General features: G+C 54.9%; 21 protein-coding genes. 9 read left to right on the forward strand and 12 right to left on the reverse strand.

Annotation, left to right across the window (positions count from 1 at the left end; genetic code table 11):
* Positions 1–103: 103 nt before the first annotated feature.
* Positions 104–820 carry an alpha/beta fold hydrolase gene (locus ACR0C9_RS18500; protein WP_480781657.1) on the forward strand — a complete coding sequence of 239 codons (717 nt, stop codon included), beginning with the start codon at positions 104–106 and terminating at the stop codon, positions 818–820.
* Between the two features lies 1 nt (position 821).
* Here ACR0C9_RS18500 and ACR0C9_RS18505 read toward each other — a convergent pair whose 3' ends face one another.
* A complete protein-coding gene (locus ACR0C9_RS18505; protein WP_480781658.1) occupies positions 822–1,721 on the reverse strand; it encodes a S66 peptidase family protein in 900 nt (299 codons plus the stop codon).
* A gap of 711 nt (positions 1,722–2,432) precedes the next feature.
* Entirely contained in the window at positions 2,433–3,056 is a 624-nt protein-coding gene (locus ACR0C9_RS18510; protein WP_480781659.1) for a LysE family translocator, read from the reverse strand.
* Positions 3,057–3,335: 279 nt separating this feature from the next.
* Between ACR0C9_RS18510 and ACR0C9_RS18515 the strand changes: the two genes are divergently transcribed.
* Positions 3,336–4,202, forward strand: coding sequence for a DMT family transporter (locus ACR0C9_RS18515; protein ID WP_480781660.1), 867 nt, complete (start codon positions 3,336–3,338; stop codon positions 4,200–4,202).
* A gap of 509 nt (positions 4,203–4,711) precedes the next feature.
* Here ACR0C9_RS18515 and ACR0C9_RS18520 read toward each other — a convergent pair.
* The 10 genes from ACR0C9_RS18520 to ACR0C9_RS18565 all read right to left on the reverse strand — a co-directional run bounded on the left by ACR0C9_RS18520 (position 4,712) and on the right by ACR0C9_RS18565 (position 15,158).
* Entirely contained in the window at positions 4,712–7,009 is a 2,298-nt protein-coding gene (locus tag ACR0C9_RS18520; protein WP_480781661.1) for a DotA/TraY family protein, read from the reverse strand.
* The gene (locus ACR0C9_RS18525; RefSeq protein WP_480781662.1) at positions 7,006–7,446 is read right to left on the reverse strand and encodes a hypothetical protein; all 441 of its coding nucleotides are present in this window, start codon (positions 7,444–7,446) and stop codon (positions 7,006–7,008) included. The genes ACR0C9_RS18520 and ACR0C9_RS18525 overlap by 4 nt, the downstream gene beginning before the upstream one ends.
* Positions 7,447–7,574: 128 nt before the next feature.
* Positions 7,575–8,726 carry a hypothetical protein gene (locus ACR0C9_RS18530; RefSeq protein ID WP_480781663.1) on the reverse strand — a complete coding sequence of 384 codons (1,152 nt, stop codon included), beginning with the start codon at positions 8,724–8,726 and terminating at the stop codon, positions 7,575–7,577.
* Positions 8,704–8,982 carry a hypothetical protein gene (locus ACR0C9_RS18535; protein ID WP_480781664.1) on the reverse strand — a complete coding sequence of 93 codons (279 nt, stop codon included), beginning with the start codon at positions 8,980–8,982 and terminating at the stop codon, positions 8,704–8,706. The genes ACR0C9_RS18530 and ACR0C9_RS18535 overlap by 23 nt, the downstream gene beginning before the upstream one ends.
* Positions 8,972–9,580, reverse strand: a complete 609-nt coding sequence (locus tag ACR0C9_RS18540; protein ID WP_480781665.1) for a hypothetical protein — start codon at positions 9,578–9,580, stop codon at positions 8,972–8,974. Before ACR0C9_RS18540 ends, ACR0C9_RS18535 begins: the two co-directional genes overlap by 11 nt.
* On the reverse strand, positions 9,580–10,299 hold the full coding sequence (locus ACR0C9_RS18545; RefSeq protein WP_480781666.1) for a hypothetical protein: 720 nt from the start codon (positions 10,297–10,299) through the stop codon (positions 9,580–9,582). The genes ACR0C9_RS18540 and ACR0C9_RS18545 overlap by 1 nt, the downstream gene beginning before the upstream one ends.
* Positions 10,296–11,150, reverse strand: a complete 855-nt coding sequence (locus ACR0C9_RS18550; RefSeq protein ID WP_480781667.1) for a hypothetical protein — start codon at positions 11,148–11,150, stop codon at positions 10,296–10,298. The genes ACR0C9_RS18545 and ACR0C9_RS18550 overlap by 4 nt, the downstream gene beginning before the upstream one ends.
* Positions 11,147–14,173, reverse strand: coding sequence for a hypothetical protein (locus tag ACR0C9_RS18555; protein WP_480781668.1), 3,027 nt, complete (start codon positions 14,171–14,173; stop codon positions 11,147–11,149). The genes ACR0C9_RS18550 and ACR0C9_RS18555 overlap by 4 nt, the downstream gene beginning before the upstream one ends.
* A gap of 6 nt (positions 14,174–14,179) precedes the next feature.
* Entirely contained in the window at positions 14,180–14,593 is a 414-nt protein-coding gene (locus tag ACR0C9_RS18560) for a hypothetical protein (protein ID WP_480781669.1), read from the reverse strand.
* A 13-nt stretch (positions 14,594–14,606) separates the two neighbouring features.
* Entirely contained in the window at positions 14,607–15,158 is a 552-nt protein-coding gene (locus ACR0C9_RS18565) for a hypothetical protein (RefSeq protein WP_480781670.1), read from the reverse strand.
* Between the two features lie 670 nt (positions 15,159–15,828).
* Between ACR0C9_RS18565 and ACR0C9_RS18570 the strand changes: the two genes are divergently transcribed.
* From ACR0C9_RS18570 to repB, 7 genes are all read left to right on the forward strand, one after another.
* Positions 15,829–16,938: a thioredoxin domain-containing protein gene (locus ACR0C9_RS18570; protein ID WP_480781671.1), complete on the forward strand. Its 1,110-nt coding sequence runs from the start codon at positions 15,829–15,831 to the stop codon at positions 16,936–16,938.
* The gene (locus tag ACR0C9_RS18575; RefSeq protein WP_480781672.1) at positions 16,938–17,585 is read left to right on the forward strand and encodes a type IVB secretion system apparatus protein IcmL/DotI; all 648 of its coding nucleotides are present in this window, start codon (positions 16,938–16,940) and stop codon (positions 17,583–17,585) included. Before ACR0C9_RS18570 ends, ACR0C9_RS18575 begins: the two co-directional genes overlap by 1 nt.
* A complete protein-coding gene (locus ACR0C9_RS18580; protein WP_480781673.1) occupies positions 17,585–18,793 on the forward strand; it encodes a DotH/IcmK family type IV secretion protein in 1,209 nt (402 codons plus the stop codon). Before ACR0C9_RS18575 ends, ACR0C9_RS18580 begins: the two co-directional genes overlap by 1 nt.
* Positions 18,790–20,046 (forward strand): DotG/IcmE/VirB10 family type IV secretion system protein, encoded by a 1,257-nt coding sequence (locus ACR0C9_RS18585; protein ID WP_480781674.1) that lies wholly within the window; start codon positions 18,790–18,792, stop codon positions 20,044–20,046. The genes ACR0C9_RS18580 and ACR0C9_RS18585 overlap by 4 nt, the downstream gene beginning before the upstream one ends.
* Before the next feature lie 61 nt (positions 20,047–20,107).
* Positions 20,108–20,356, forward strand: coding sequence for an IcmT/TraK family protein (gene icmT, locus ACR0C9_RS18590; protein WP_480781821.1), 249 nt, complete (start codon positions 20,108–20,110; stop codon positions 20,354–20,356).
* A gap of 526 nt (positions 20,357–20,882) precedes the next feature.
* Entirely contained in the window at positions 20,883–22,094 is a 1,212-nt protein-coding gene (gene repA / locus ACR0C9_RS18595) for a plasmid partitioning protein RepA (RefSeq protein ID WP_480781675.1), read from the forward strand.
* A 76-nt stretch (positions 22,095–22,170) separates the two neighbouring features.
* The gene (gene repB / locus ACR0C9_RS18600) at positions 22,171–23,139 is read left to right on the forward strand and encodes a plasmid partitioning protein RepB (RefSeq protein ID WP_480781676.1); all 969 of its coding nucleotides are present in this window, start codon (positions 22,171–22,173) and stop codon (positions 23,137–23,139) included.
* The last annotated feature ends 205 nt before the right edge of the window (positions 23,140–23,344 follow it).

A 23,344-nucleotide genomic window follows, 5' to 3' on the forward strand; every position in this document is an offset into this window, starting at 1 on the left:
CAGCGAAATTCAAACAGTTTTGACAGGTTTGTGCCGCAAGTGATCAATGTCGTTAGTGTGGGACTTTGCAGACATTCAGACAACGGCCCACTAGGCTCAAGAAATGAAACCGTCAAATGATCTTGGGTTGCTGCTTCTTCACGCCTTACCGTTCGATAGGCGAATGTGGCAGAAACAGCTTCGGATCATGCCCGAGCGGACTGTTGCACCTAACCTGTATGATTTTGGGAGCGACATTGAACAATGGGCCGCAAAGAGCCTGAACCTTGTTTCACAAGATCGCTTTGTTGTTGTCGGTTGTTCAGTAGGCGGGTCATGTGCATTGGAAGTTGTCAACTTGGTACCGGACCGCATTGCGGCGGCTATCTTGATTGGAACCAAGGCGCGGTGTGATCCGAATCCAGTTTCTCATTCTGAGGCACGTAGAACAGTTATTGATCAGGGAGTTGCGAGCGCGTGGGAACGGTATTGGGCACCTCTATTTGAGGGTGAAGATACTGCTGGTATCGCTCAATGGGCTGAAGAAATCGCGTTGGACCAGTCCCCAGAAGCTCTGACACGCGGTCTCGATGCCTTCTACACACGCAGCAGTTGCGAGCATGTAGTCAATGAAAGCACCATTCCAATTCATGTCGTAACAGGCGACCGCGACGAACTGCCGGGTTTGAGCTATTCATGCCGACTTGCAGAACTATCGGCCAATGCTTGCCTGCATGTGATCAAAGACAGTGGCCACTACGTTCCGATGATGCAACCAAGCGCGCTGAACAATCTGATCTCCGACGTGGTTAGAGAGGCCGACATAGACTGTGTTTTCTAGGTCAAGTCCAAGCAGGCTGTATTAGCGTTCCTGCGTCTGCATCAATCTGCGTATGAGTGCCAATCAGGACGGATCGCGCATCTGGATCGTGGCCAATCGGCAGCCCACCAAGGATCGGAACGCCAAACCCCTCAAGGTTTTGACGCAGCAACCCGACTGCATCAATCGGCGGGTTCGGTGGGGTGCCGCTGATGTGGCCGATTGCAGCGCCCGCAATGCCTTCAAGATGACCCGCTCTCACTAACATGGTCAGGTCCCGTTCAAACTGGCCGATGGCGACCCCATCAGACTCGATCAAAAGGATTGCCCCGCGCAGGGAGGGTAACGCCCACCCGGCGGCAGTAGCCAACATCGTAAGGCTACCGCCGATCAGCGTGCCACTTGCTTGCCCCTCTGTTGTCAGCGCCCCGGACTCAATGGCGGGATCGGACGAGACCGTGATCGGTTCACTCTCCATCAGGACGGAGCGTAAGGAACGCGCCGCAATATCGCTGAGCTGGTCGTCATCACTGCCGGTAAGCGCGCCGTGGACGCTGGGAGCCGCGCTGTTTCTCCACAGGGCCATTTGAAGCACGGTGATGTCTCTGAACCCAATCAGCGGCTTGAGGTCGCAGGCGATTGCGTCAAAAGGCAGTCGGTGGGCAATACGATAAGACCCCTTACCGCCCCGCGTCGCAAAAACCGCGCGCACCTCTGGGTCAAGCAAGGCTGTGGTGAGGTCGGCAAGACGTACCTCATCTGGGCCTGCGAGATAGCCCATCCTATCGAACGCGTGCGGCCCAATTTCAACCCGCAAGCCCCATGACCGCAAAACTTCGGCACGTCGTTCAATTGCCCGCGGTTCCGCGCGGCTGGCTGGCGAAACGAAGCGCACGAGATCATCTGGTTGCAGCAGGGGCATGATTCAGTCTCCGCCTGAGGGTCGGCTATGCGGGACAAGGCCGAATGGAGGATACTTGACATCAAGCAATGCCGGGAATTCGCTCCGCTTAGAAAGAGTTACGACCGGAACGTTTGGGCCAAAGCGATCAATGGCACTCGCTAAGCGAGGCGCAACTCTCGTCTCAAATGTCCAGATATAGGTCAGGAACTCGCGATCTGGTAACTGCTCTGGGCATTCCTCTGCCATATCGATCCGGACTTTGCCGTAGTTTGCAAGAACTCTTCGCGCGACACCGCCCAATGCGACGCGTCTTGGAACTCGAACCCATATCAACAGATCGGTGCGAGGAAGACGCAAATCGAATGTAGATACAGTTGTGCCGTCCATTACCCATCGATCTCTTCTCACCAAGTCTGCAACAATTTGGCGCTGCTCCTCGCGGTCGCGAACTTGCCAGCCGGGCAACCAGCGGACGTCGCGGTCATACGATAGATACTCCAAGTTGAAGCGCTCAGATATTTTGAGTGAAAGCGTGCTTTTTCCACCTCCTGAACACCCAACCACGAGCACACGTTTCGCCGTTCTAAGCAAGCTGGCTGCGTGAGATATGGGTACATTGTTCGGCATGTCAGCGGGTCCATTCTCGAACGGCATTTTCGTTGATGCGGCAACTTTCACAGAACCCCAAGGTTCTAGTCTGGCTGCGTCATGTTGAAGAGGCCCATGAAATCAATTCGACGGAATAGCGCGATAGCCTTTGACCATCATTCCCATCCCGACCCCGAGCAGACCAAGCCCGCTCAACACCTCGACATTCAGCCAGCGGGACGTCACCTTGTGTACCGCGAGCATCGCCAGCAATGCATAGCCAAGAATGGAAACCGCATCTAGAACCAGAAAGATACACCCATAGACGACACTCTGAAGCAGGATGTTGTGATCCGGAGAGATGAAGTTCGGGAACAGCGCCACGAAAAACACGATGGCCTTTGGGTTGGTCACACAGGCAAAGAACCCGGCCCAGAACGTGACGCGGTGGTTTGTGGCAACAGGCGCTTTGACTGGATGGCGAGAGGCCCTGAAGGATTGGATGCTCATGTAAATGATGAAGGCACCGCCCACGATTTGCAGGAATGGCAGAACCGTTTCAGAAATTGCGATCAGGGTTGCCAGCCCCCAGACAGCAACGCTGATGTGAACCACGGTCCCCAAGGCATCGCCAGCCACAGTGATTGCCGCCGCTTTTGTCCCATGGCGCACGGCCTGAGCCGAGGCGAAGGCCACAGATGGTCCCGGCACGGCGACGAATAGCAGTGTCGTGGTTACAAATGCGGCAAATAGAAACGGGTCCATATCATCCCTTTCAAAAAACGAGCAGCTTCAAAGGAGTACAGGCTTAACGCTATTTGGCGAGCGTCTGGTGCGCAAGACAGACCTTTACTGCCTGATCTTCGATGATAGAGTGTTTTCGCCCATCCATGTGCGGCTAGGGTTCCGCTGATTTATCAGGTCTGGACCGAGCGCCGTTATGAGCCCGTGTACGGGCGGACACCTTAAAGACGAGAAAGCTAGGGGGGATGGACGGGCGTGCTTACGCACGTCTGCTTGAAACTCGTCTTTGAGGAAAATACAATGTCCATCCTTGGCTTCGCGCTCGTCCTGACAGCCGCATTCTGTCACGCAACCTGGAACTTCTTCGTCAAACGCATCAATGCCGGACCGGAGCTTGTCTGGCTTTTCTCGGCTCTGTCGGTGGTGATCTACCTGCCGCTGGCGGTCTGGATCGGGGCGGATATTCCGTTGTTCAACGCTACGCAAATGCTCTTCATCGCGGGCAGCGCGGCCCTGCATCTGGGATATTTCCTACTGTTGCAGATTGGTTATCGAAAGGGAAACCTGTCGCTGGTCTATCCGACAGCGCGAGCCACCGGGCCGCTGCTTTCCACCTGTTTTGCTGTGCTGTTTCTGGGCGAACAGATCACGCCGCAGATCGCCACAGGCGGCGCGGTCATCATCTTTGGTGTCCTGATGCTGACAGGCGGGTTTCGCCGATCCGGCGGCAGTGCGTTGCTGTCTCTCGGTTTCGGGTTGATGGCAGGTCTGTTCATCGGCAGCTATACGGCATGGGATGCCTACGCTGTCTCAGCGTTGATGATCCCGCCGCTGCTGCTGGATTACGTGTCCAGCGTGGGGAGAACGGTTCTGCTAGCGCCGCTGGCATTGCGCCGCCGCACATTGGTCCAGGACATATGGCAGCAACACAAATTTGGCGTGCTGGTTATCGCGGTTTTTAATCCGCTTGCCTATATCCTGGTTCTCATCGCGCTCACCTTCACCCCGGTTGTCTTCGTCGCTCCGATCCGTGAGCTGAGCGTTCTGCTGACGGTATTGATGGGCAGCCTGCTACTTGGCGAAGGCCAGTTGAGACACCGCCTGACCTGGGCAAGCGTCATTCTGGCAGGCGTCGTGGTTCTTGCTCTGGCTGGAAAGCAGGCATGACAGCAATCAATACATGACAAGCCAACGGGACAAAAATATATGGTTTGCGAGACGCCGCTGCCTGGGCATAGCTATCTGTTCTTTTTGAGACGGCCATGCTAAAATTTCTACATGCTACGCTTGGTCCGACATATCTTCTGCTGGCTTAAGGAAAGACGAACCGAGTTATCAGGCATTGGATACATCATCCATATGGCAGGTTGGTTCACGTGTTTGTACCTATCGTTTCACTGGGGCCGGGCCTGGCTACATATGTTGGACACTATCGAAGCTGCGCTGGCTGCATACCATTGGAGCACTTGGCATGGTTTCTACTGGCTCGATGCGCTCATCGCGATACCGGTTCATATCTTCTCTGAGCCAATCTACTGTCTGCAAGTCTTTGCAATCAGCCTCATTTACGCGTTCTTCGTAAACAAAGAAGGTTACTATCGGTTCGGATCGGTGCCGTCAGCTCGATCTACTGCAAGCGGTTCAAGCATGGCGGCAATATACCTGTTCTTCCGACGCTAGGATTTCGCAGCTTTGTTGGCAATTCTATTTTGCCTTCCGCGCTGGCCTTCTCGACCTATCTGCCCTGCTTGCGAAAGCGCCCCTCCTGAAACAGCTCCCGCTTGATAGGACCCCGCGATAGATCCCGCCTTCACTGCATTCGCAGTTTGAGCGCCAAGATCATCGCCCAGCCCGTCTATCCATTTGAAAATTCGGGCCGGAAAGACGTTGATAAGGCTGAAGGACCAATCAATGATAACCACGTAGATCACCGCAACAAAGACCGTAAGTACTGCCAGCACCAAATACGTGGATAGAAAACCGAATGCGTCCGGGTCGGCGGCCATCTGTGAGGTTAAGGCCGCAAACATCATTCCGTTTAGAGAAAACGCTGCAATTCTGAACAAAACCATGCCGAGAAGCAGTCCAAATATCATTAAGAGAGGCGTTAGAAAGAGCATCAAAAGGAGCGACCATCCTTTGCGGGCGATGTTCGATGAAATGCCATGGCCGTCCATGGACAGCATCGCTACAGCCCACAAAGGTGCGGCAAATACAGCCTCGATAACTAACAGCATGAAGGCAAGAACGGCAATCAGCCAGATAATTGCTGGAAGATATGGGAGAATGAAACCAACAAAAATTGCGGCAAAAATTCCAACCTGGAACAATCCGCTGGTCATCGATGCAAGTGTGCTCGGGATAGAGCCGAAAATTGGAACCGCAGATGCAGTCGCGAGCACCGCGACTGCTGCCAGTGAGTAGGTCAGAAATGTCGAGGCAAAAGCCATGAGACCAATCATTGGGTCAACAGTGATCGAACTCGGCGAAAGAAAAGAGACGCCCCGTAGCAAATTTGTGGGAGGGGGAAGGAAATTCTCGGGGGATGACGCATCATCTCCAGCGTATGCACGCTCTGTTATGAATGTCCTCAAACCGGCGTTTGCAGCTGCTTCGTTCCAAGCTCCGACACTTGCATTGTAGCTCGCACCAATTGATGCGAGAATTTTCTCGGCGTCTCGATCCGCGTTGCTTTGAAACCAATAAGAACGACCGAGTTCTGTCGCCAGAGTGTTTTGAACACCCCCGTTGAGAGTTGTTGAGATCAGCGTCCCCGGAGTTGCAACCGGAAACATTGAGGCCACCGCATTGGCGTCACTCGAAACCTTACTAAGCAGCATGTAGTAGGAACCAGCCATCATCCAACCGCCGGTTCGTAGATCACCCGCGATGGCGGTCGGAGCAGAAAGGGCACCCGTCCCGTCGCTACCGATGGACTGAATCTGTTGAGAAATTGGCGTTCCACTTTCAGTCTGGACCAACTGGGACAAGGCGTCGGGATTCACGATTGGGTTTACAATTGCAGAATGGCCCAATCGAAGTTGTTGCATCATCCCGGCGAGGCTCGGAATGTCAGTGACAACAACGGGTTCTCTATTTGAGACCTTAAGAGCAACGGACTCGGCCGGTCCTCGCATCGAAGATCGAAGGTCATCGATCAACTGTCGCATCTGAGCGTTGATCACATCCATATTGGTTGTCGGGCTGATCCGTTTCAGTGAAGGCGTCGCCGACGGCAGTGTTACGGATCCACATGCCGCGGTGATACTCGGAGTTGAATATGCAAGACTGAGAGGCGTGTAGCTATCTATCAAGCCGTTTGCCGGTGCACTGTCCAACGGAGACCAAACACCATCGCTGACCAGCTGTAGATTTCCGCCCTTTGAAACCTCATGGTTGTAAGCCGCGCGACAAAACTCCATCCGCCAAAGTTGCTGCAAAAATCTGGAGTCCGAGGCGATGTAGTCAGAACCAACAATGGGCACCTCATCTGCAATTATCAGGTCAGCGGTTTGGTTCCAAAAGAAGCTTCCCGCGGCCGTCCCGGCTCGGACGACATAGGAGATCCCATGCTGCACGCCGTTATATCCGTTGCCAAGCGGGATCAGGAGTGCGAATGCCGTTAGCACCCGGATCGGCACCCAAATCGTTGATTTTTGGCCGAGAACCACACCCTCATGCGCCGAATCCAGCGTGCCTTGAAAGATGTTGTAGAGAAGGAACAGCGCCCCGATCGCCAGAAAGAGAATGTTGAACGACAACATGAGCAGGGAGATTACGGTTCGATCATTCGCGGCCGGTCCCGGGAACAAACTCCCAAAAATCAAATTAAAGAATGTATTTGACCTGTCGTCGCCATCGCCATTGAAGATGTCAGGAACACTGATCGATTGCGCGACGGCTTTATCACCGAATACCGCAAGCGCGACGACCGAAAGAAAGAGGGAAGCCGCAAACCGTTGAGCGGGAGTCATGACTGTTCTCCCCGGCGGTCAGAAGGTGTTTCTCCGCGGTGGCGTTCAGGCAGAATGATCTGAACGTTGCGCGGCAGGCGGGAGCCCAGATAGTCCAAAAATCCGCCAAACCGGCCCTGTTCCAGAATCCAGGCAAAGAAATCCGCGCGGATCGCACGAAAGAGTGCGAATAGGAACAAGCCCACCAAGCCGAAGACAAGGAACTTTGAGATTTGAAAGAAGACCATGCCGAGCGGGATCGCAAGGACAGCGCCAAGAGCTGCATATTGGAAACACGCCCTCTGAACCAGCCAACCTCGATACTGGTCGCCGATTTGGAACTCGGACATGCCTTTCGTGAGTTCGCGAAAGCGCTCGATTCCGCCATCACTGTAGCGGCCTGAAAGGCCCGTCCGGTCAAATGCCTTTGGACGCACTCGATCACAGAGGTCTGACATGAAATCAGCCCCTCGTCTCGTCCCCTCAAAGGCGCGATTGATGCCGCCTCGGCGCGCGAAGAACCCTGCGGCACGACGCGCGCGGCTTTTCTTTTCTTTGGGTTCTCTCGTTTCATCAGGTGTCAAAGTCAGTTTCCAATCGGCGCTCCGCCGCCAGCACCCTCGGTCCCATCCACTGAGGTTGCGAGCTGAGCGGCTTCAACAGCCGCCACGCGGCGCTCCAACCCAAATCGCATCCAGTTCACATGCAGGTTGAGAGCATTCGTAAGAAGGATTTCTCTTTGCACAGCGTCAGGCGACATCTTGGCGATCGATTGATGCCAATCCGGATTTGCAAAACGAGAATGAACGAATATGTCGACGGCCTGCAGCGACGAAACTTTGTCACCTACCTGATAGGGGTATGCAGGCCCGGCCGCATTTTGCGCCCAACTTGCCAGCTCTGCGCCGCCAGTCGGCGTGGCGAGATCTCCGAGATAGGTGAAGACGGCATGAGATGCAGAGCGGCGCGTCGCATCGATCTGCCGCGCGGCGATACGCGCGAGACCTGTTGGGGTCTCCGCCTCCGATGTGGTGACCGGTTTAGGCGGCAGCGGATCCACCATGTTGTTAACCATTCGCGCATAGGCCTGCGCAATCTCCTGGTTGGACGTGTCCAGTGTGATTGCTTCGGTCAGCAGGCGCACATCTGATGTCGGGTCGGCAAAACCACCGACATTTCTGAGGCGGTCGCGATCAACGCGGATTTCTTGGGCAAGAGCCAGCCCGCCCTGACGAACCGGTTCGCCAGCGGCCCCATTCCCGTATGAGCGATTTCGCGAAAGGTTTGCGATGTCGATTCCGCCGACGCCTTGGCTTGTCTGACCACCGCCGTAGTTGACGATGCCAGAGAGATCGATACAGGCCGAGGCAGCAGGGTCATATTTCCCGCCTTCAGCAGCCGCTCTAACCTTTTGCCTTTCCAGCATCACAGCGTTTTGGTCCTGGGCTTGAGCGATGCGCTGTGCAGCCTCTGTTTCCCTTTTTGAGTATGCTGAAAGCTGGGCGACGCCACGCAGGATGTTGTCAACGATGTAGTTGCCGACTTCTGTGGTGTGGTTGTTCACATTGATCCGCGCATCCCGCACGATATTGGCGACCCCGCCACAGGAGCAGCCGCCGAAGGCGTAGGTCGGAGTTGCAATACAGATTGCTGTTAACGCAAATCCTACAACTTGGGCTTTGAAAGCAAGGGCGACAGATAATTGATGGCGACTACTATTCATCGTTTGATGCCTCATCATTCGCGCGTTCGGTCACACACTCGGGCAAGCCGTAAATTTTGTTGTAGACCGCATCAAGATTGTTGCATGTGACTGTCGTGCCCCGGACAACAATGCCTCCACCAACCTGCGGCTCTTGTTTTCCTTGAGTAATTGTCTTGGGGACTTGAAAGCTCGTGAAGTTGAACAAATAAAAAAGAACCACAGCTGCTAGGACCAAGGCCGCTACAATCCACTTTGTTAGCGTCATTTTTGCTAGGAACTCACTGGCCATTGTTGCCTCCGTAAATGCGCTCATAGACTGCATCCAGGTTGTTTGGTGCGTATGTCGTACCCCTTAGGGTAATACCCCCTCCGGTCTCGCCACCGCCAACGTTGAGATCAACGCCACCTATGGCTGTGGTCGAATTGCCTGTAAGACCGCCAATGGGCAGGAAGTTGAAATCGGGCAATTGCAGCAGCGCGTTTACCTCCGCGGTAAGCTCGTTCATCTTCTCCTGAGCGAAGCCACAGATCCGATCCTGCACCATTGAAACGGCCTGGGCGAAAATCGCCTGAAGATTTGGCACCTGAATTGCGATGTCCAAGTTCACGTCGAAGAGGTTGTCGAGGCACCCCAACGCGCTGATCGAATGCGGTGCTTTGAGCGCGTCTTCAGCCCTGAGCACTTCGGCTTCGATGCCCGCGCGAATGGCTTCAGTGAGGTTGATCCTCACGGTATCGGTGCAGCCTTGTCCGCCAGAGGGAAAGAGCTGAAGAATCTGGTCATCGACGGATTGCGCAAATGAAGTTGTTGCGGTTCCCGTGAGTGCTGCCGTTGCTATCGTAAGCGTTGCCAAAAGGGCTCTTGTTGTTCTGAACAATCGATACATCAATTCACTCCAAGCGTTGCGCGTTCGCCCTGGAATGGCGGCGTTTCGCGAATAAGGACGGGACGTTTAGCTCCAAGCCTGGGGAACCCATCAGTCGCGGCATAGGTGCCACCCACGCCACCTGTGTAGGTCGTGCCATTGGGCCCGCCGATCCGGTTCATCAGATGAGCCTGCAACTCATCATAGGATCCAAATCCGTTGGCGGTCAGGTACTCGGGCGGGAATACGGTCGGGTCAAAGCCACTCGCGACCCATTCATTGAGTGCGCCTGCTCCCAAAAAGTGTGCGGCTGTTAAAAGCCCTTCTTGAGTAAATGTGACCCCATTGACCGTCTGACCAACAAGCCCTCTGGTTTGCGACGAAAGAGACGCCAGGTTGCGGTCAGTCAATTCCGTGAAAGCTCGATCCTGCAGCGAATGGCCTGCGCTGCTGTTCAGGAAATCGCTGAGCGAGTTCACACCGGCACTGCTTGCCTGACTGGTCCAGCTATAGTTGGACCAGCTGCCGCGCGATCCACCATTGTGTTGCACGTAGCCGAGGCTTTCCAATGTGCCGGCTGTAATCTGATAGGCCCCGGCCGCTGTGCCACCTTGAGTATTCAAAGCGCCATAATTTCCACTGGATTCCTGAGAGCGAATGAGATCGGCATAAGTAGAGGCCAAAGCGGGGCTGGTAAGCGCCAGACAGGTGATAACCAAAAACTGCGCGAGACGGATCATCGAGACCTTCCCGCAACGTGGATCGCTTGAACGGGGACTGATGACAGAAGCTTGCCACTGGTAGAAGAAACAATCGAGATGCCATTGCGCGTCAGCAGCTCGATCCCGCGAAAGCCTTGCTCATCGCGATGCGTCCGGGAAAGCCCCACCTCTCCTTCAATAGAGCGCAGTACCCGGAAGATCTGATCCTCGCCGTTGAGCAGATAGATCGGGCAGGTAGATTGACCGCAGACAGCAGGTGACCGGACGGCAATGATCTTGCCAAGGTATCCGTTCATGTCGACGTCATAGACATCAACCTTGGGAGGCCCAAACGCATTTAGGCCATCTGATCCATACACGCCGCTCAATTGCTCGGCGACGACACTCAGTTCCTGCTCTGTCGCATCTCTGCGATCGATACTGTCCTGGATCGGTTCTGGAACATAAGCCCTTGCATTCCAGGACCATACGCGATCATCGGCGATGATGGATTTCATCCCCGTGGGCGACACTTCTGATAGAGCAAGCCGGTTTGCCTTGGGTTGGCGAAAAATCTCAAGCCATTGGTCGTTGTAGAAAAGCGCAACCTCGATGCAGTCGTGCGCGCAATCTCGGCCGTTTCCCAGCTCCACCATCAGCTGCTCGGGGTCGTTGCTTGGCGGCTCCAGCCACACCCGCACGGCCCTTACATGGGAAAACTCTTTGCCGTACATCTGCCGGGCAATACGAGTGGCCTGAACGTCAGATTCGTCAAAATCCACTATTTCCGTGGCGATACCGCCATCAATTGCCTGAGCATAGAGCGGCATTGCCGCAAAAACGGCGATCCCCAAAGCGCTGATGTAGGTAGCTAGTCTATTGGGCGTCATGCGTAGGCCCCTTTCGCGAGTTCTTTGGCAAAATTGGCAATAACGTTGCCGCGCGCGGTTTCGTCGATGGTTTGGCCTGACGCCATCAGCTGCTCGAGTTCTGCTTCGATCTCCGGTTTGGCCGACCCCGATGGGAAACGGCGCGCGAGAATGCGTCTGGCTTCTGGACTTCCCAATTGCTCATACAGAAGGGCCCTGAGCGCCGTGTCTTCAGCCGTCGTCGACAATGCCCACAGCTCAATCGGGCCCAATTGGTTGTAAAAGTGCTGAACGTAGGTCTGGGATTTGAGCTTGAAGATGCCGACAATCGGTGCGCCAACACCTGCTTCGGGCCCGCTCAAGCGCGATATCACCGGCTGAAGTGTCTCGGGCAGATCGTAGGTGTCCATAACGGCCCGGACGGAATCCGCTGTTGGAACATTGCAGAGGAAAATATTGGTGGCCAGTTCGCGAATGGAGTTGTCAAAGTCTCCGATGAGTTGGCTTGCCAAGGAAATCTGCACACCGGCTTTTCGGCCAACACGCACGTCAGACACCACCTGGTCTCGGATACCAAGACCTCCTGTCAGATGGTATTCATCGATGCATATCCGCTTTGGCATCTGTCGGTTATTCTGACAGCGAAGCAGATGATGCGCCTTAATCCGTTCAGGCAGATTTGAGGCTTTGATCTCGTCCTCGTCGAGCCAGAAATCAGAAGTCAGGGTTTGGCGCGCCATCATATACATGACAGCCGTTTGCTTGCGACCGCGCGTGCCGGTCGCCTCGGTAACGCCCGCCAGATCGAAAGCAATAATGCGCGCGTTTGAGACATCAAACCGCGTTGGACTTGCCAGAATAATATACTGCTTGATCGCAGCAGTAATCATGCGTTGGAACGCGGCAATCATCGGCTCCTGGGTCGATTGTACCCGCATCTCGACAAACGGCTCCCGAATTGTTTCGGCGTTAGAGATCGGGATCAAATCGCCCAAAACAGGCACCGCCAATCGCTGTGCTAATGCTGCGCCATGGAATTCGCCTCTCTCGAAGAGGAAATCTACGATTTCCCACCAGCTCGTGGCCGTATCGGATTGGAAGCCGTGCTTTTCGAGAGCCTCGTCGACTTTGAGATCCATGGCCGGCGAATAGCGCTTTGGGCTCACCTCGTCGGAATAAACGCGAAAGGCCTCATCGATGCAGGATTCTGCGAGTTGCGATACCCCGTCATAAGTTGTTTCGCTGTCTTCCGGCGTGCAGATCAGTGAAATCAGATTGACCAGGAAAGCGCGCTCGTGGGCAAAGGGGAATCTGCACCCTAGTTGCGTATCAAACGGGTTGACCGCATCCTTGTCGATCATCCGAAGCCGATGAAACATTGCCTCATGGCGACGCTTTGGTGGCAAGGCATCTCTTATCAAGCTGATCAGTCCGGAAGATGACGGTCCGATATCAATGATCGAGATGCGCGGAAGGAGTGCGCCATCGTCTTTACTGCTGCCCGATTGCGGGGAGAGCGCGACCCCCAAATTGATTGCGTTCATTAAGACTGACTTACCCGAGCCCGGCGTGCCGATCATAATGTCGACACTGGCGTTCTGCTTGGAACTGCCCGGCTGATAGGGGAATGGTTTTCCATCTGAGGTGCGGAAGACTATGGAGCCGCGTTCCCAGGGGCAGGCAGGTCTTGCCAACGGTGCCATCGCAAGAACGTCAAGCAGATCAGCAGCGCAGCTTTCCGCAGTCGAAGCCGTCGAAAGCCCAAGCGCCGAGGACATAACACAGTCCAAAGGATCGCCGGAGATGGAGTTGGTCTGACTGTTGCCCCAACTGCGGACCATTTCCTGCAAAGTTGCTATGTGTCCGCGCAGCGTTGCGATTTCATCAGCAGGTGCCCAAGCGCAGAAAGAGGCCCGCCACCTGACGACTGTGTTGCCATCCCCATCGGTTTGCCTCAGCCGGTCGAAGCTTTCTTTGATCCTGCCGTTATGATTGGGTGCCGTCCAAACCAAGAGACGCGATAGTTGCTCGCGGAGCACCTGACCGGCAAACCCACCACTTTCGACCAGCATGGAACACCGCCACGAGATCTTCGTCCCGTTGGTTACGACCCTTCGGATAAGATCGTTGAACGGCACCACGATTTCCGGAGGCAGTGTGATGTCAAATCCGGAGAAAACCGAGTTTCCGATCTGCACGATCTTGCTGTCTATCACCTCCGCATGGTCGGAGAAAATCTGCTCGGACAGGCTCGGCCAAATGAGATTTGAGATGTCTTTGCGTTTGATATGACGGTCGAGCGTTGGCATCCGGCGGCGCAGATAGTCCCCGGGAAGGGTTGCGCGCCATGGGTGTTTCAAGCCGAGTGTTTCAGGTGCAATGACCTTGCGGATGGCATTGAGCGCCGTGTAGCAATCCAGTGTTTCAACAACGATCCCTGCCCCTCCAAACTCGCGACTAAGGGCTGTGACAAGGCTCTCGTGACGCACGGCCAACCCTTCGAGCGCAGTGCCTGGTATTTGCCCCAGCGTCAGAGGCGGCGCAGCACGCAGCACGTCGGATCGTTTCTTGATACTTTGGGTTCGATCGTCGCTTGTTAAAAGCGAGGGCTTCGTCCAAAGCGCCAGATAGCACCGCTCCCCCTGAACACTGTGCGGCAGCAATTGCCTGCGCTCCACAAGCAAGTCTTCAAGGTCAAGCGTGTTGCTGTGCGCGATGCTTGCCGTATCGTCGATGATGTTTTCGATCTCGCGCCGCCCCAGCTCAGGGGAGTGACCAAACCAGAATTGCAACGCGAGACCAGGCTTGGAGAAGAAAGGCGAAAGTCCCACGCGCAATCGGTCACAGGCTTCTGTAATGTCCTGTTCGCCCGGCAAAGACCGAAACCCATCAAGCCGAAATAGGGTGACCATAGAACCGTCATCAGCCAAAAGGGCATGCTCACCCTGCCCGCTCTCCAGACGACAATAGGCGTCCAGAGAGGTGTTGAGCGCATTGCGGCCCAAATAGGCCGCCGCCTGATGCCAGAACGCCACCACGGTCAAAGATCCTTAGTTCAAGGACCGGAGTGTTCCGTCGACAGTGGACTGATCTGCGCCAGTACCAAAGATTGAGGCCACGCCCACATTCAGGAAGGTTGGAATCGCGATCATACAAGCTGCGGCGAGCGACAGCATGAGGATGCGGCTGACTTCGACGGAATTGTCATTCATATTGCGAGATCGCTTGATCATCGCCATGACAGCCATGATCCCGAAAGCTACGCCCAGTACGAAAGATATCGTTCCAAGGATGTCGGCGGCCGGACCAAGCTGACTTGTGCGTACTTCGGTGAAGATGTCACCAAATGTTTGAGCGGACGCGGGCAAAGCAAGTGTGCATGCGAAGAGGAACGACGACGTTGCGGAGATGACGCGAATGGGCGTTGCTCTTGCTCGAGGGCAAGCTATGCGGAGATTGGGCATAGGGATATTCCTTTCAGGGTGCAAAGAAGAGGTTTTCGAAAAGGCCGACGGTGCGTGGCAGATCTACTGCCATGACGCCGGCGATCATGTGGATGGAGCCTTTGCCCATAAGGCCGCTGCCAGGCATGTCTGTTGACTTCACGCAAAGGAACAGACCGCGGACGACAGCAATGAGCCCGATAAACTGAGCCACCCGTACGAGCGCGATCAAAATCGCTTCTCCCGGCGCCCCAGCAACCGGAGCCAACATTTCCGGAGCATAGGCCATGATTTCGCTGGCCGCGCTTGCCGTTGTGTTTGCCGACCCAAAGAGCGATGCGATCCACGCCGATAAAGTCAGATCGAGGGAGATGATTAGAAGTCCAAAAACAACGTAGGCACCCGCCTGCCAAAAACCGTGGCGCCGATGATGTGCATGGGCCCTTTCTTCGGCCGTGATCAAAAAAAGCCGGACGCCCATGACGACAAGCACAATCCCGAGCACAAAACAAAGGACCGCAACGAAGGCCTGGGCAGGCGACAGGATTGCCGTCACGCGCTGAAAGAAGGCGGTCAGTTCGTCCATTTGCGCACGCCCATATCACTGCCCCTGCCCCACCGAAGTCTGACTTTGATCTGGCGTGACAATCACCCTTTGGGGTTGCTCTGCGCCTGTCACATTCACGGGGGTCACTTGGATGGGTCCGGATGGAAATGTCCGAACCTGTGCCGCTCCGTTGAAGTCATCTAGGGACCGAGGCCCGTTGTCACCGTTGCTGAGGATCTGATGGAGAGCCGCCGCGTGGGCTGCCTCGACGCGGCGGCTCTCCCCGAGTCGTTCGATTATCCGCGGGAGCACACCCCCTGGCCCTGAGATACCATCGAACTCGTTACGCAGCTGTGCATTCGCCTGCCCCAATTGGATGAGCCTTTGCTCCAGCGATTGCAGAAGGATCCGGTGCTCCTCGAGAGAAGCGACATCCGTGGGTTCAACACTGCCCCATTGCTTCCAAGAAATGACTGATGCCGTGCATGCAAGAATGAGAAAACCGGACGCACCAATGAGCATCGCGATGCCCGGCGCAGTCCACCGTGAGCGGTTTTGGTCTTGCTCAGTTCTCGACATTCAAACTCCTTGAAGGCAACCGACCCGAATTGAATTGGGGATGACCGCCTAAACGACTCGCAATAGCGCTAGCGGAAGTGATAATAGCGCTATATATAGCGATGTTTATAATGATATGGGAGTCGGCGCAATGCTTTTTGTCACAAGAAGAAATCAGCCCACAGGTTTCATTCTCGAGAGAGTGCCAACCTATCTTGCCTTGGCTATTGCGTTGCCTATCCTGGTGACGTCGGCATCCGCCCAAGATGAAGCGTGGAAGCAGAACTTCGCTGCATGTGCCGGAAACTCCCCGTTCATCGAAGGTCTGCTCAAACGGCACGAGCAGGATCATCGCCCACTCATGCGCATTGGTGAGATGCAGGCATGGGCAATCAAAGACGAAAATGGTGAGCCAACGATTGCTCTGACCACCAATGATGGGCTGACCATTATCGGCGACATAATCGGTCCGCAGGGAGAGGACATTTCTGCCGCTCTACTCGCCACCATGCCTTCGCTGGAGGAACAGGGCACGGCCACACCACATGCTGCACTGGACAACGCGCCTCTGTCGCCTAAGGCAAGTGCACCGCTGCCGCAATCTATGGCCTCGACTCCCCAGCCCGAAGCTCAGTCGACCATGTCTACGGCTCTGAGCAATCTCACAAGGCCAACCCCACCAAACACACCGGAGAACAGCAACGAAACGGCTGCGGCGTCAGAGCCGGCAACCGCACCGATCACAGCCTCGGCAGCACCGAGTGCAGAAGCACAGGCGGGAATGAACACGATCTTCAAGCAAGCAACTGAGGAACGCGTCTGGTTCTCTGCTGCTCAAGCCAGAGATGGCGCGCCAGTTGTCTATATGTTGGCTGATCCCGAATGCCCCCATTGCCAATGGACAATCGACAAGATGCATACGCAGATTGTCTCAGGCGATATTGATCTGCGGATCATCTTTACGCCAATCACCGGTCCGGCTGGCCTCAATACGTCGCTTTCCATCTTACATTCGGGCGATGTCGCACCGACTTTCCTGTCGCACATGACGTCCAAGACGCGCGGCACCCCCGCAGTAGCCCAGATGGATACCAGCACTGCAGATCGCGCAGTTATCCAAGGTATCGTCGACAACATCAACTGGATGAGAACCAACCGCATGCCTGGCGTCCCGTTCTTTCTTTATATGACCGATGAGGGTGCGCGCTTTGCCTTTTCTGAGCTGCCATCGAACATCATGACGGAGGCCAAGCCTTTCTGATGTCAGGTGACAATGAAAATTATGCTGTATTGGAAGCTATCCTGCGCAAAGCGCAGACGTTTGAGGCAGCTTACAAAGCAATGTGCTGGATAGCCCTGGGTCTTGGTGCATCGACCGTGGCGCTCGGCATGTCCACCGCCTATCTGGCAATGTCGAAACCCGAACCGCGCTACTTTGCGACCACGACCAACGGCCAATTGCTTCCGCTCGTACCGTTGGACAAACCACACCAGACTGCCGCGGAAGTCAGCAATTTTGCGGTGCGCGCGGTCACAACATCGCTCACCTATGATTTCGCCAACTACCGCTCTGATTTTAACAACGCCCTAGAGTATTTTACCAAACCCACGGGCTGGAACCAGTTTGTTGACGCGGTTCAGAAATCTCAGATGCTCGACCTGGTCCAGAGCCGCCGTCTCAACACCACAGCGGTTGCAAACAACGCGGTCATCGTCCGCGAGGGCGTGAATTCTCGGGGGGTCTACGAGTGGATCGTCCAAATACCACTACGCGTTACCTATCAATCCGCGTCTGAAGTCACCGGTCAGAATTTCCTGATCACCGTAAACATTGAACGGCTGCAAACCTACGAGTCCCCCTACGCTATGGCGATTTCTCGGTTCATCGCGGCTCCAGGAGGAGCATGATGCCCCGCAAACTCACCATTTCCACTCGCATCCTTCGATCAACAACAGCCCTCGCGTTCGCAGTGGCACTAATGCCGGCGACATTCAGTGTCGCACAGCAGACCATCCTCAGGGACGCGACCGGAGATGAAACCGTGCCGCCGAGCACAGCAGTTCAGACACCCCTGCCCTCTCCCACAGAGCGCCCCGTGGCGACGCTTCCCGGCCAGACCCCAGATACAACTGTGGTTACCATTCAGAACGGCGGGCAACAAAACCCCCCTGCCTTCCCCACTGGACGCGATCCAGTATCTCAGAACGAACTCAATCAGCAGCGACAACCTTCGCAGGCTCCACCCCAAACACCGGTCGGTGACTTTCCCGTCATTGGGGCCACTGAGTTACTGCAGAGCCTTGACGAGTTGGACCGTCCGCTCACACCTGAAGAAATAACCGCCTACGGCACGGCATTGCAGAGCCAGTTTCCGATGACTCCAGAAATGATCCGCGATTATCGCCGTAGACTTGATGAAAGCCAGAAAGCCGCCGCAACACCTCCGTCAGGGCGTTTTCCTAATGCTATCACAGACGCCGCACATATTTACCTCGGGCCCACTCAACGGCCTGAGGTCCTGCTGACTGGGCCTGATACCGTAAGTGTCATGGCATTCTATGACCGCAGCGGTGCGGCCTGGCCCATCGCTTCATACGTCATCGGCAAGCCGTCGAGTTTTCAAGTCTACGCGATGCAGGAAGGCTCAAACCAGCTCGCTGTTACGCCCCTTGTGCCCCATGGGTTCTCAAACATCATTGTCTCGCTGGTTGGCGAAAGCCGCCCCTTGGTCTTTGATGTCCGTACCAATTCCCTGAACACGCACTACCGGCGAGACTTTACGATCGACGGGATGGGCCCCAACGCTGAGAGGCAACCTGTTTCCGTAAGCGCTAGAGAGCCACGTGTTCGTGCATCCAACAACGTGATGATGGCCTTCGCAACGGGTACTGACATTCCAGGCAATGCTGTTCGGTTGGGTACGGACAACCCTGCTGTTCGCGCCTGGAGCTACGACGGCGCAATCTATCTCCAGTCACGTGAGACGGTCATATCCCCACCTGCCTCACAAATCCTGACAGCGGCCGGCCAAATCAAAGCGTACAAAATCAGACCCACGGCAATCGCACTCATTTCTGTAGGTGGCGTGGTCTCAAAAGTGAGGATTGCGCAATGACAGAAGAAGATATCTTGGGTGGCAATGGTTCCGAAGGGAATGGTTCGGGCGGATCTCGCCGCGTCGAGCGAAAGCAATCGAGAGTCCTGCTTTCGTTTCGAAACATTGCTCTCTTGAGCATCCTGGTTGTAGGGGGTGCCGTCGGGTATGAGTTCTGGCGGAACCCTGAACTAGGCGGAGGCAGTCGCGTAGCTGGCGCGCCAAGTCTTGATGCCACACCTGCTGGCAATCAGCTGCGCACATCCGAACGCTATGCCGAAAACTTGCGGCAACAAAATGAAGATGGCGCTCGGCAGGCCGTCGAAAGCGGAGATTCCTTCGTGGCGGTACCCGACGAACCTTTGCGGCAGATTGATGAGCCGGCGCCTGACGTCGTGACCAACCAAAACCGCCCGCTACCACCTGCAAATACACGCCTGGAGCCAACTCCCTCAGAGCCTGTTGTCGTCGAACGGCCACAGGCACCGGTGCGCCAACAGGCCCCTGCCCCGTCTCAGCCTGCACCCGATTACAGTCGGATCAACCAACTTGCTCAGCTGATGGCCTCTCAGCAACAAGGATTGATCCGATCCTGGCAGGCACAACCATCTGGCGTCACGGTTGTTGTCGAGCAAGATTTGCTTCCCACGGACGAGCCCACCACGGTAGATCAGTCAGGATCTCGCGGTGCGGTTGCCAATGGCAATGTGACACCCACCGCAGATCTCCTAGCACGTGCAGGTGATGTCGTCTTGGCGGCAACGATCGTTACCAATGACAGTGACACCCCAGGACCTGTCCTTGCCGAGGTGCGCCGCGGACCACTACGCGGTGCTCGTCTTGTGGGGGGGGTCCAGCCGAACCAGAACAACACGCATCTCATTGTTCAGTTCAACAATGCGGTGCTACAGGATGGAACCGAGGTTCCCATCGCGGCATATGCCGTCGATGCACGCCAGAAGTCACTTGCGGTTCGTACAGATTTGGATCGCCGCCTATTCCAACGATACGCGCCGAGGGTGGCTGCCGCATTCGTCTCCGGTCTCGGAGACGCGCTTTCAGATCCGGGGACGAGCTTGGTCGATCTCGGCGGTACCACCGGCATATCGCGGCCGGCCGCCACTTTCGAACAGGGCGTCTACAGCGGATTGGCTGAGGTTGGCAATGATCTTGCCGGAGAATTTGTGGCGGCAGCGCCGCGTGGGCCACTGATCTCTCTGCGCTCCCGCCAGATCATTGGCGTTCTCTTTACTGCCAACGTCACGAGGCCCTAGGTCGCGCATGGCAGATGAGCGATACAATATCTTTAGATCACCGGTGCATTGGCGTTACTCGATGGCCCGGCCGCAACTGGCATTCTTTGATGCGAGGCTGGTCTTCTTTGTCGGGCTGTTCGCGTTCCACATACGCTGGTGGACTTTCCTATTGTTGATTTTCGCACTCACCCTTTTGGCAGCAGCGAACCAATTGAGTTATTCGCCTGAGAGTCTGTGGCGATTGTTGAAGTCCAAACTGGCCGGTTCCAGACGCCCAGCAGCGCCCTACACACGAACCAGGCCCATGGTCGACTACCGGTCTGATTGACAAACAAATACGCCAACTGCTCTAAGTGGCGGGAATTCAGCGAGAAAACCTTCCTTTTGACTGCAGTCAACATGCGTCAACGCTATTCTGTTATATCTCGTGGTGTGGGTTGGTTCTTCTACATGATCATGCGAAAATGTGACCGAACATCCGATTCATAGGCCGGTTAGTTCCCGCTCAGAGCCGTTGTTACAACTGTAAATCTGACAAATTCTCAAGCATCGATGAAGGCCATCTTTTGTTATGCAGTCGGCAAATTTCAGGGGATACGAGAATTGACAGCCGTGCAGAATCCGGAAAAACCCTATTATTTCAGTTAGTTGCTGAGGATGGCCCTCTGAAAAAGAGACCTGACAAATTATCTGCCACTTTAGAATGCAATCACCACTATATCTGGTGTGGACCACACCATTTGCGGTGCACCTGGTGTGGTGTGCCTAAATACTTGTGGAATCACGGGAATCGGTGTAGTGACGTTTTTAGAGTATAATTCGCGGTAAAAGCGATACTAGAGAGCAGGACGCCGATGAGTGACGCACCAGTTGTCGCAGAGATGAGCAATCTGCACTTTGACGAGATCATCCTCGGTCAAGGTGAGCTAATATCCGATAAGCTCAATATCCTGCGTCAGGAACAGTATCCACCAAATGCCCAAAAAGGTCTACGTCACTTCTCTCTCGCTGAGGTGGCCTATTTCCTGGGTGTAACTACTTCGAACATCAAAAAGTTGCACCTCGAAGGCAAGGGCCCTACTCCGGAAACATCCTCTTCCGGTCGCAGAAGCTACACCGCGGAGCAGATGCTGGAGTTGCGAGAGTACCTCGACAAACATGGTCGACCAGGGAAGAGACCCTATGTTCCGCGCCGTAAGCCAGGCGAAGACTTACACGTAATATCCGTTGTGAATTTCAAGGGTGGTAGTGGCAAGACCACTACCGCTTCGCATCTCGCACAGCATCTTGCACTGAAAGGTCATCGGGTTCTTGCGGTCGATCTCGATCCCCAGGCTTCTCTAACAGCTCTGCATGGCATTCAACCCGAGTTAGATGACGTCCCTTCGCTCTATGAGACACTGAGATACGACGATCAAAGGGTTCCGATTTCGGAGGTTATTCGCCCTACCAATTTCCCGAACCTAGATATCGTACCGGCCAATCTCGAGCTTCAGGAGTATGAGTACGATACGCCGCTAGCCATGACAGCAAAGGATTCGACTGAAGGTCGCGCGTTCTTCACTCGGATCTCCTCGGCCTTGAAAGAAGTTGATGAGCGCTACGACGTCGTTGTCATCGATTGCCCACCGCAACTTGGATATCTGACGCTGACCTCTCTAACGGCGTCCTCGTCTGTTCTTGTGACGGTGCACCCGCAAATGTTGGACGTGATGTCGATGAGTCAGTTCCTGCTCATGCTAGGCGGGATCATGAAGACGATACGATCAGCCGGTGCGGAGATGAAACTCAAGTGGTTCCGTTATCTTGTGACACGCTACGAGCCGACGGACGGACCACAAAAGCAGATGGTTGGCTTCCTTCAGGCCATGTTCCCAAATCAAATGTTGCAAGCTTCAATGCTTAAATCCACGGCGATATCTGATGCAGGTATCACCAAACAAACACTCTACGAGGTGGAGCGCCAACAGTTTGTGAGGACGACCTATGATCGTGCCATGGAATCCCTCAATGGCGTCAACGATGAGGTCGCGGACCTCATTCACAAAGCTTGGGGGCGGTTCTGATGAAAATTGACAGCCGTGCAGAATCCGAAATTTTGACGATTTGTCAGATGATTAGCATCGCAGAAGGGGGGCTCTGATGGCTCGGAAAAATCTTCTCGAAAGCGTTCTTGGCACAGAGACTGAGCAAAATCCAAGCGCAAAGCGGTCCGACTACGCTCTGAAAGGCGCTTCAGGCAAAATGAGAGCGTCTCTCGACAGCTTGGCAGATGATGCGAAGAAGATGTTGGAGGGCGAGACTATTGTCGACGTCGACCCTCAACAGATTGATGTCTCATTCGTCAATGATCGTTTGTCAGGCGATGACGAGGAGTTTCAAGAGCTCAAGGCGACGATCGAACGCGACGGCCAGAATACTCCTGTTCTATTACGGCCCCATCCAAAGGGCTCTGAGCGGTATATGATCGTCTTTGGTCACAGACGGGTACGTGTTGCAAGGGAGCTTGGGCAGACCGTGCGCGCCGTCATCAAACCAATGGATGATCTGGCGCACATCCTGGCACAGGGCCAGGAGAATTCTGCCCGATCTGATCTGTCATTCATTGAAAAAGCCTTGTTTGCGAAGCGTCTCGTCGACCTTGGCAACCCAAAGGATGTTGTCCAGGCCGCGCTTACAGTTGACGCCACGCTGCTTTCAAGATTGCTGTCCGTCTCGCAGAAGATCGATGAACAGATCATCGAGTTCATAGGTCCCGCAAAATCGGTCGGTCGAGATCGATGGGAGACGTTCAAAAAACTCGCTGTGTTGCCAAGCAACCGAGGCAGGGCGCTTGAACTCATCCAAGAGGCCAGCATCCAGGATCTGGATAGCAACGCTCGGTTTGAAAAGCTCCTCGCTACATTGCAGAAAGCGAACGCGAAACCGAAAAAGTCAGGCTCGAAAGCAACGACAACCCGAAAACTTGGAGAGGTTGGCTCCATGACGATTGGGCCAGCGTCAGTCAAACTAACCTTGTCCAAATCTCACGCGGCAGGGTTCAGCAAGTTTCTCGAGCGAGAGATGGATAATCTCCTCGCCAAATACAAAAAGGGTCTCGAGAAACAGTAACCCGCAGTCGCTCATACAACTTCAGGAGTTCCACTGGGGGATCATAACGAGTTGAAACAAGGAAACGAGCAGAGAAAGAGAGAGATACAGGCAAAAGAAAAGCCCTCCACCAAGCGGTAAGAGAGCTCATCTATCTGTTTAGCACCTCATAGATAGCACCCTCCGCGAATCACTGTCAACGCAGAACACCGATTCGGTGAACGGA

It is taken from the genome of Ruegeria sp. C12 (assembly GCF_056537745.1).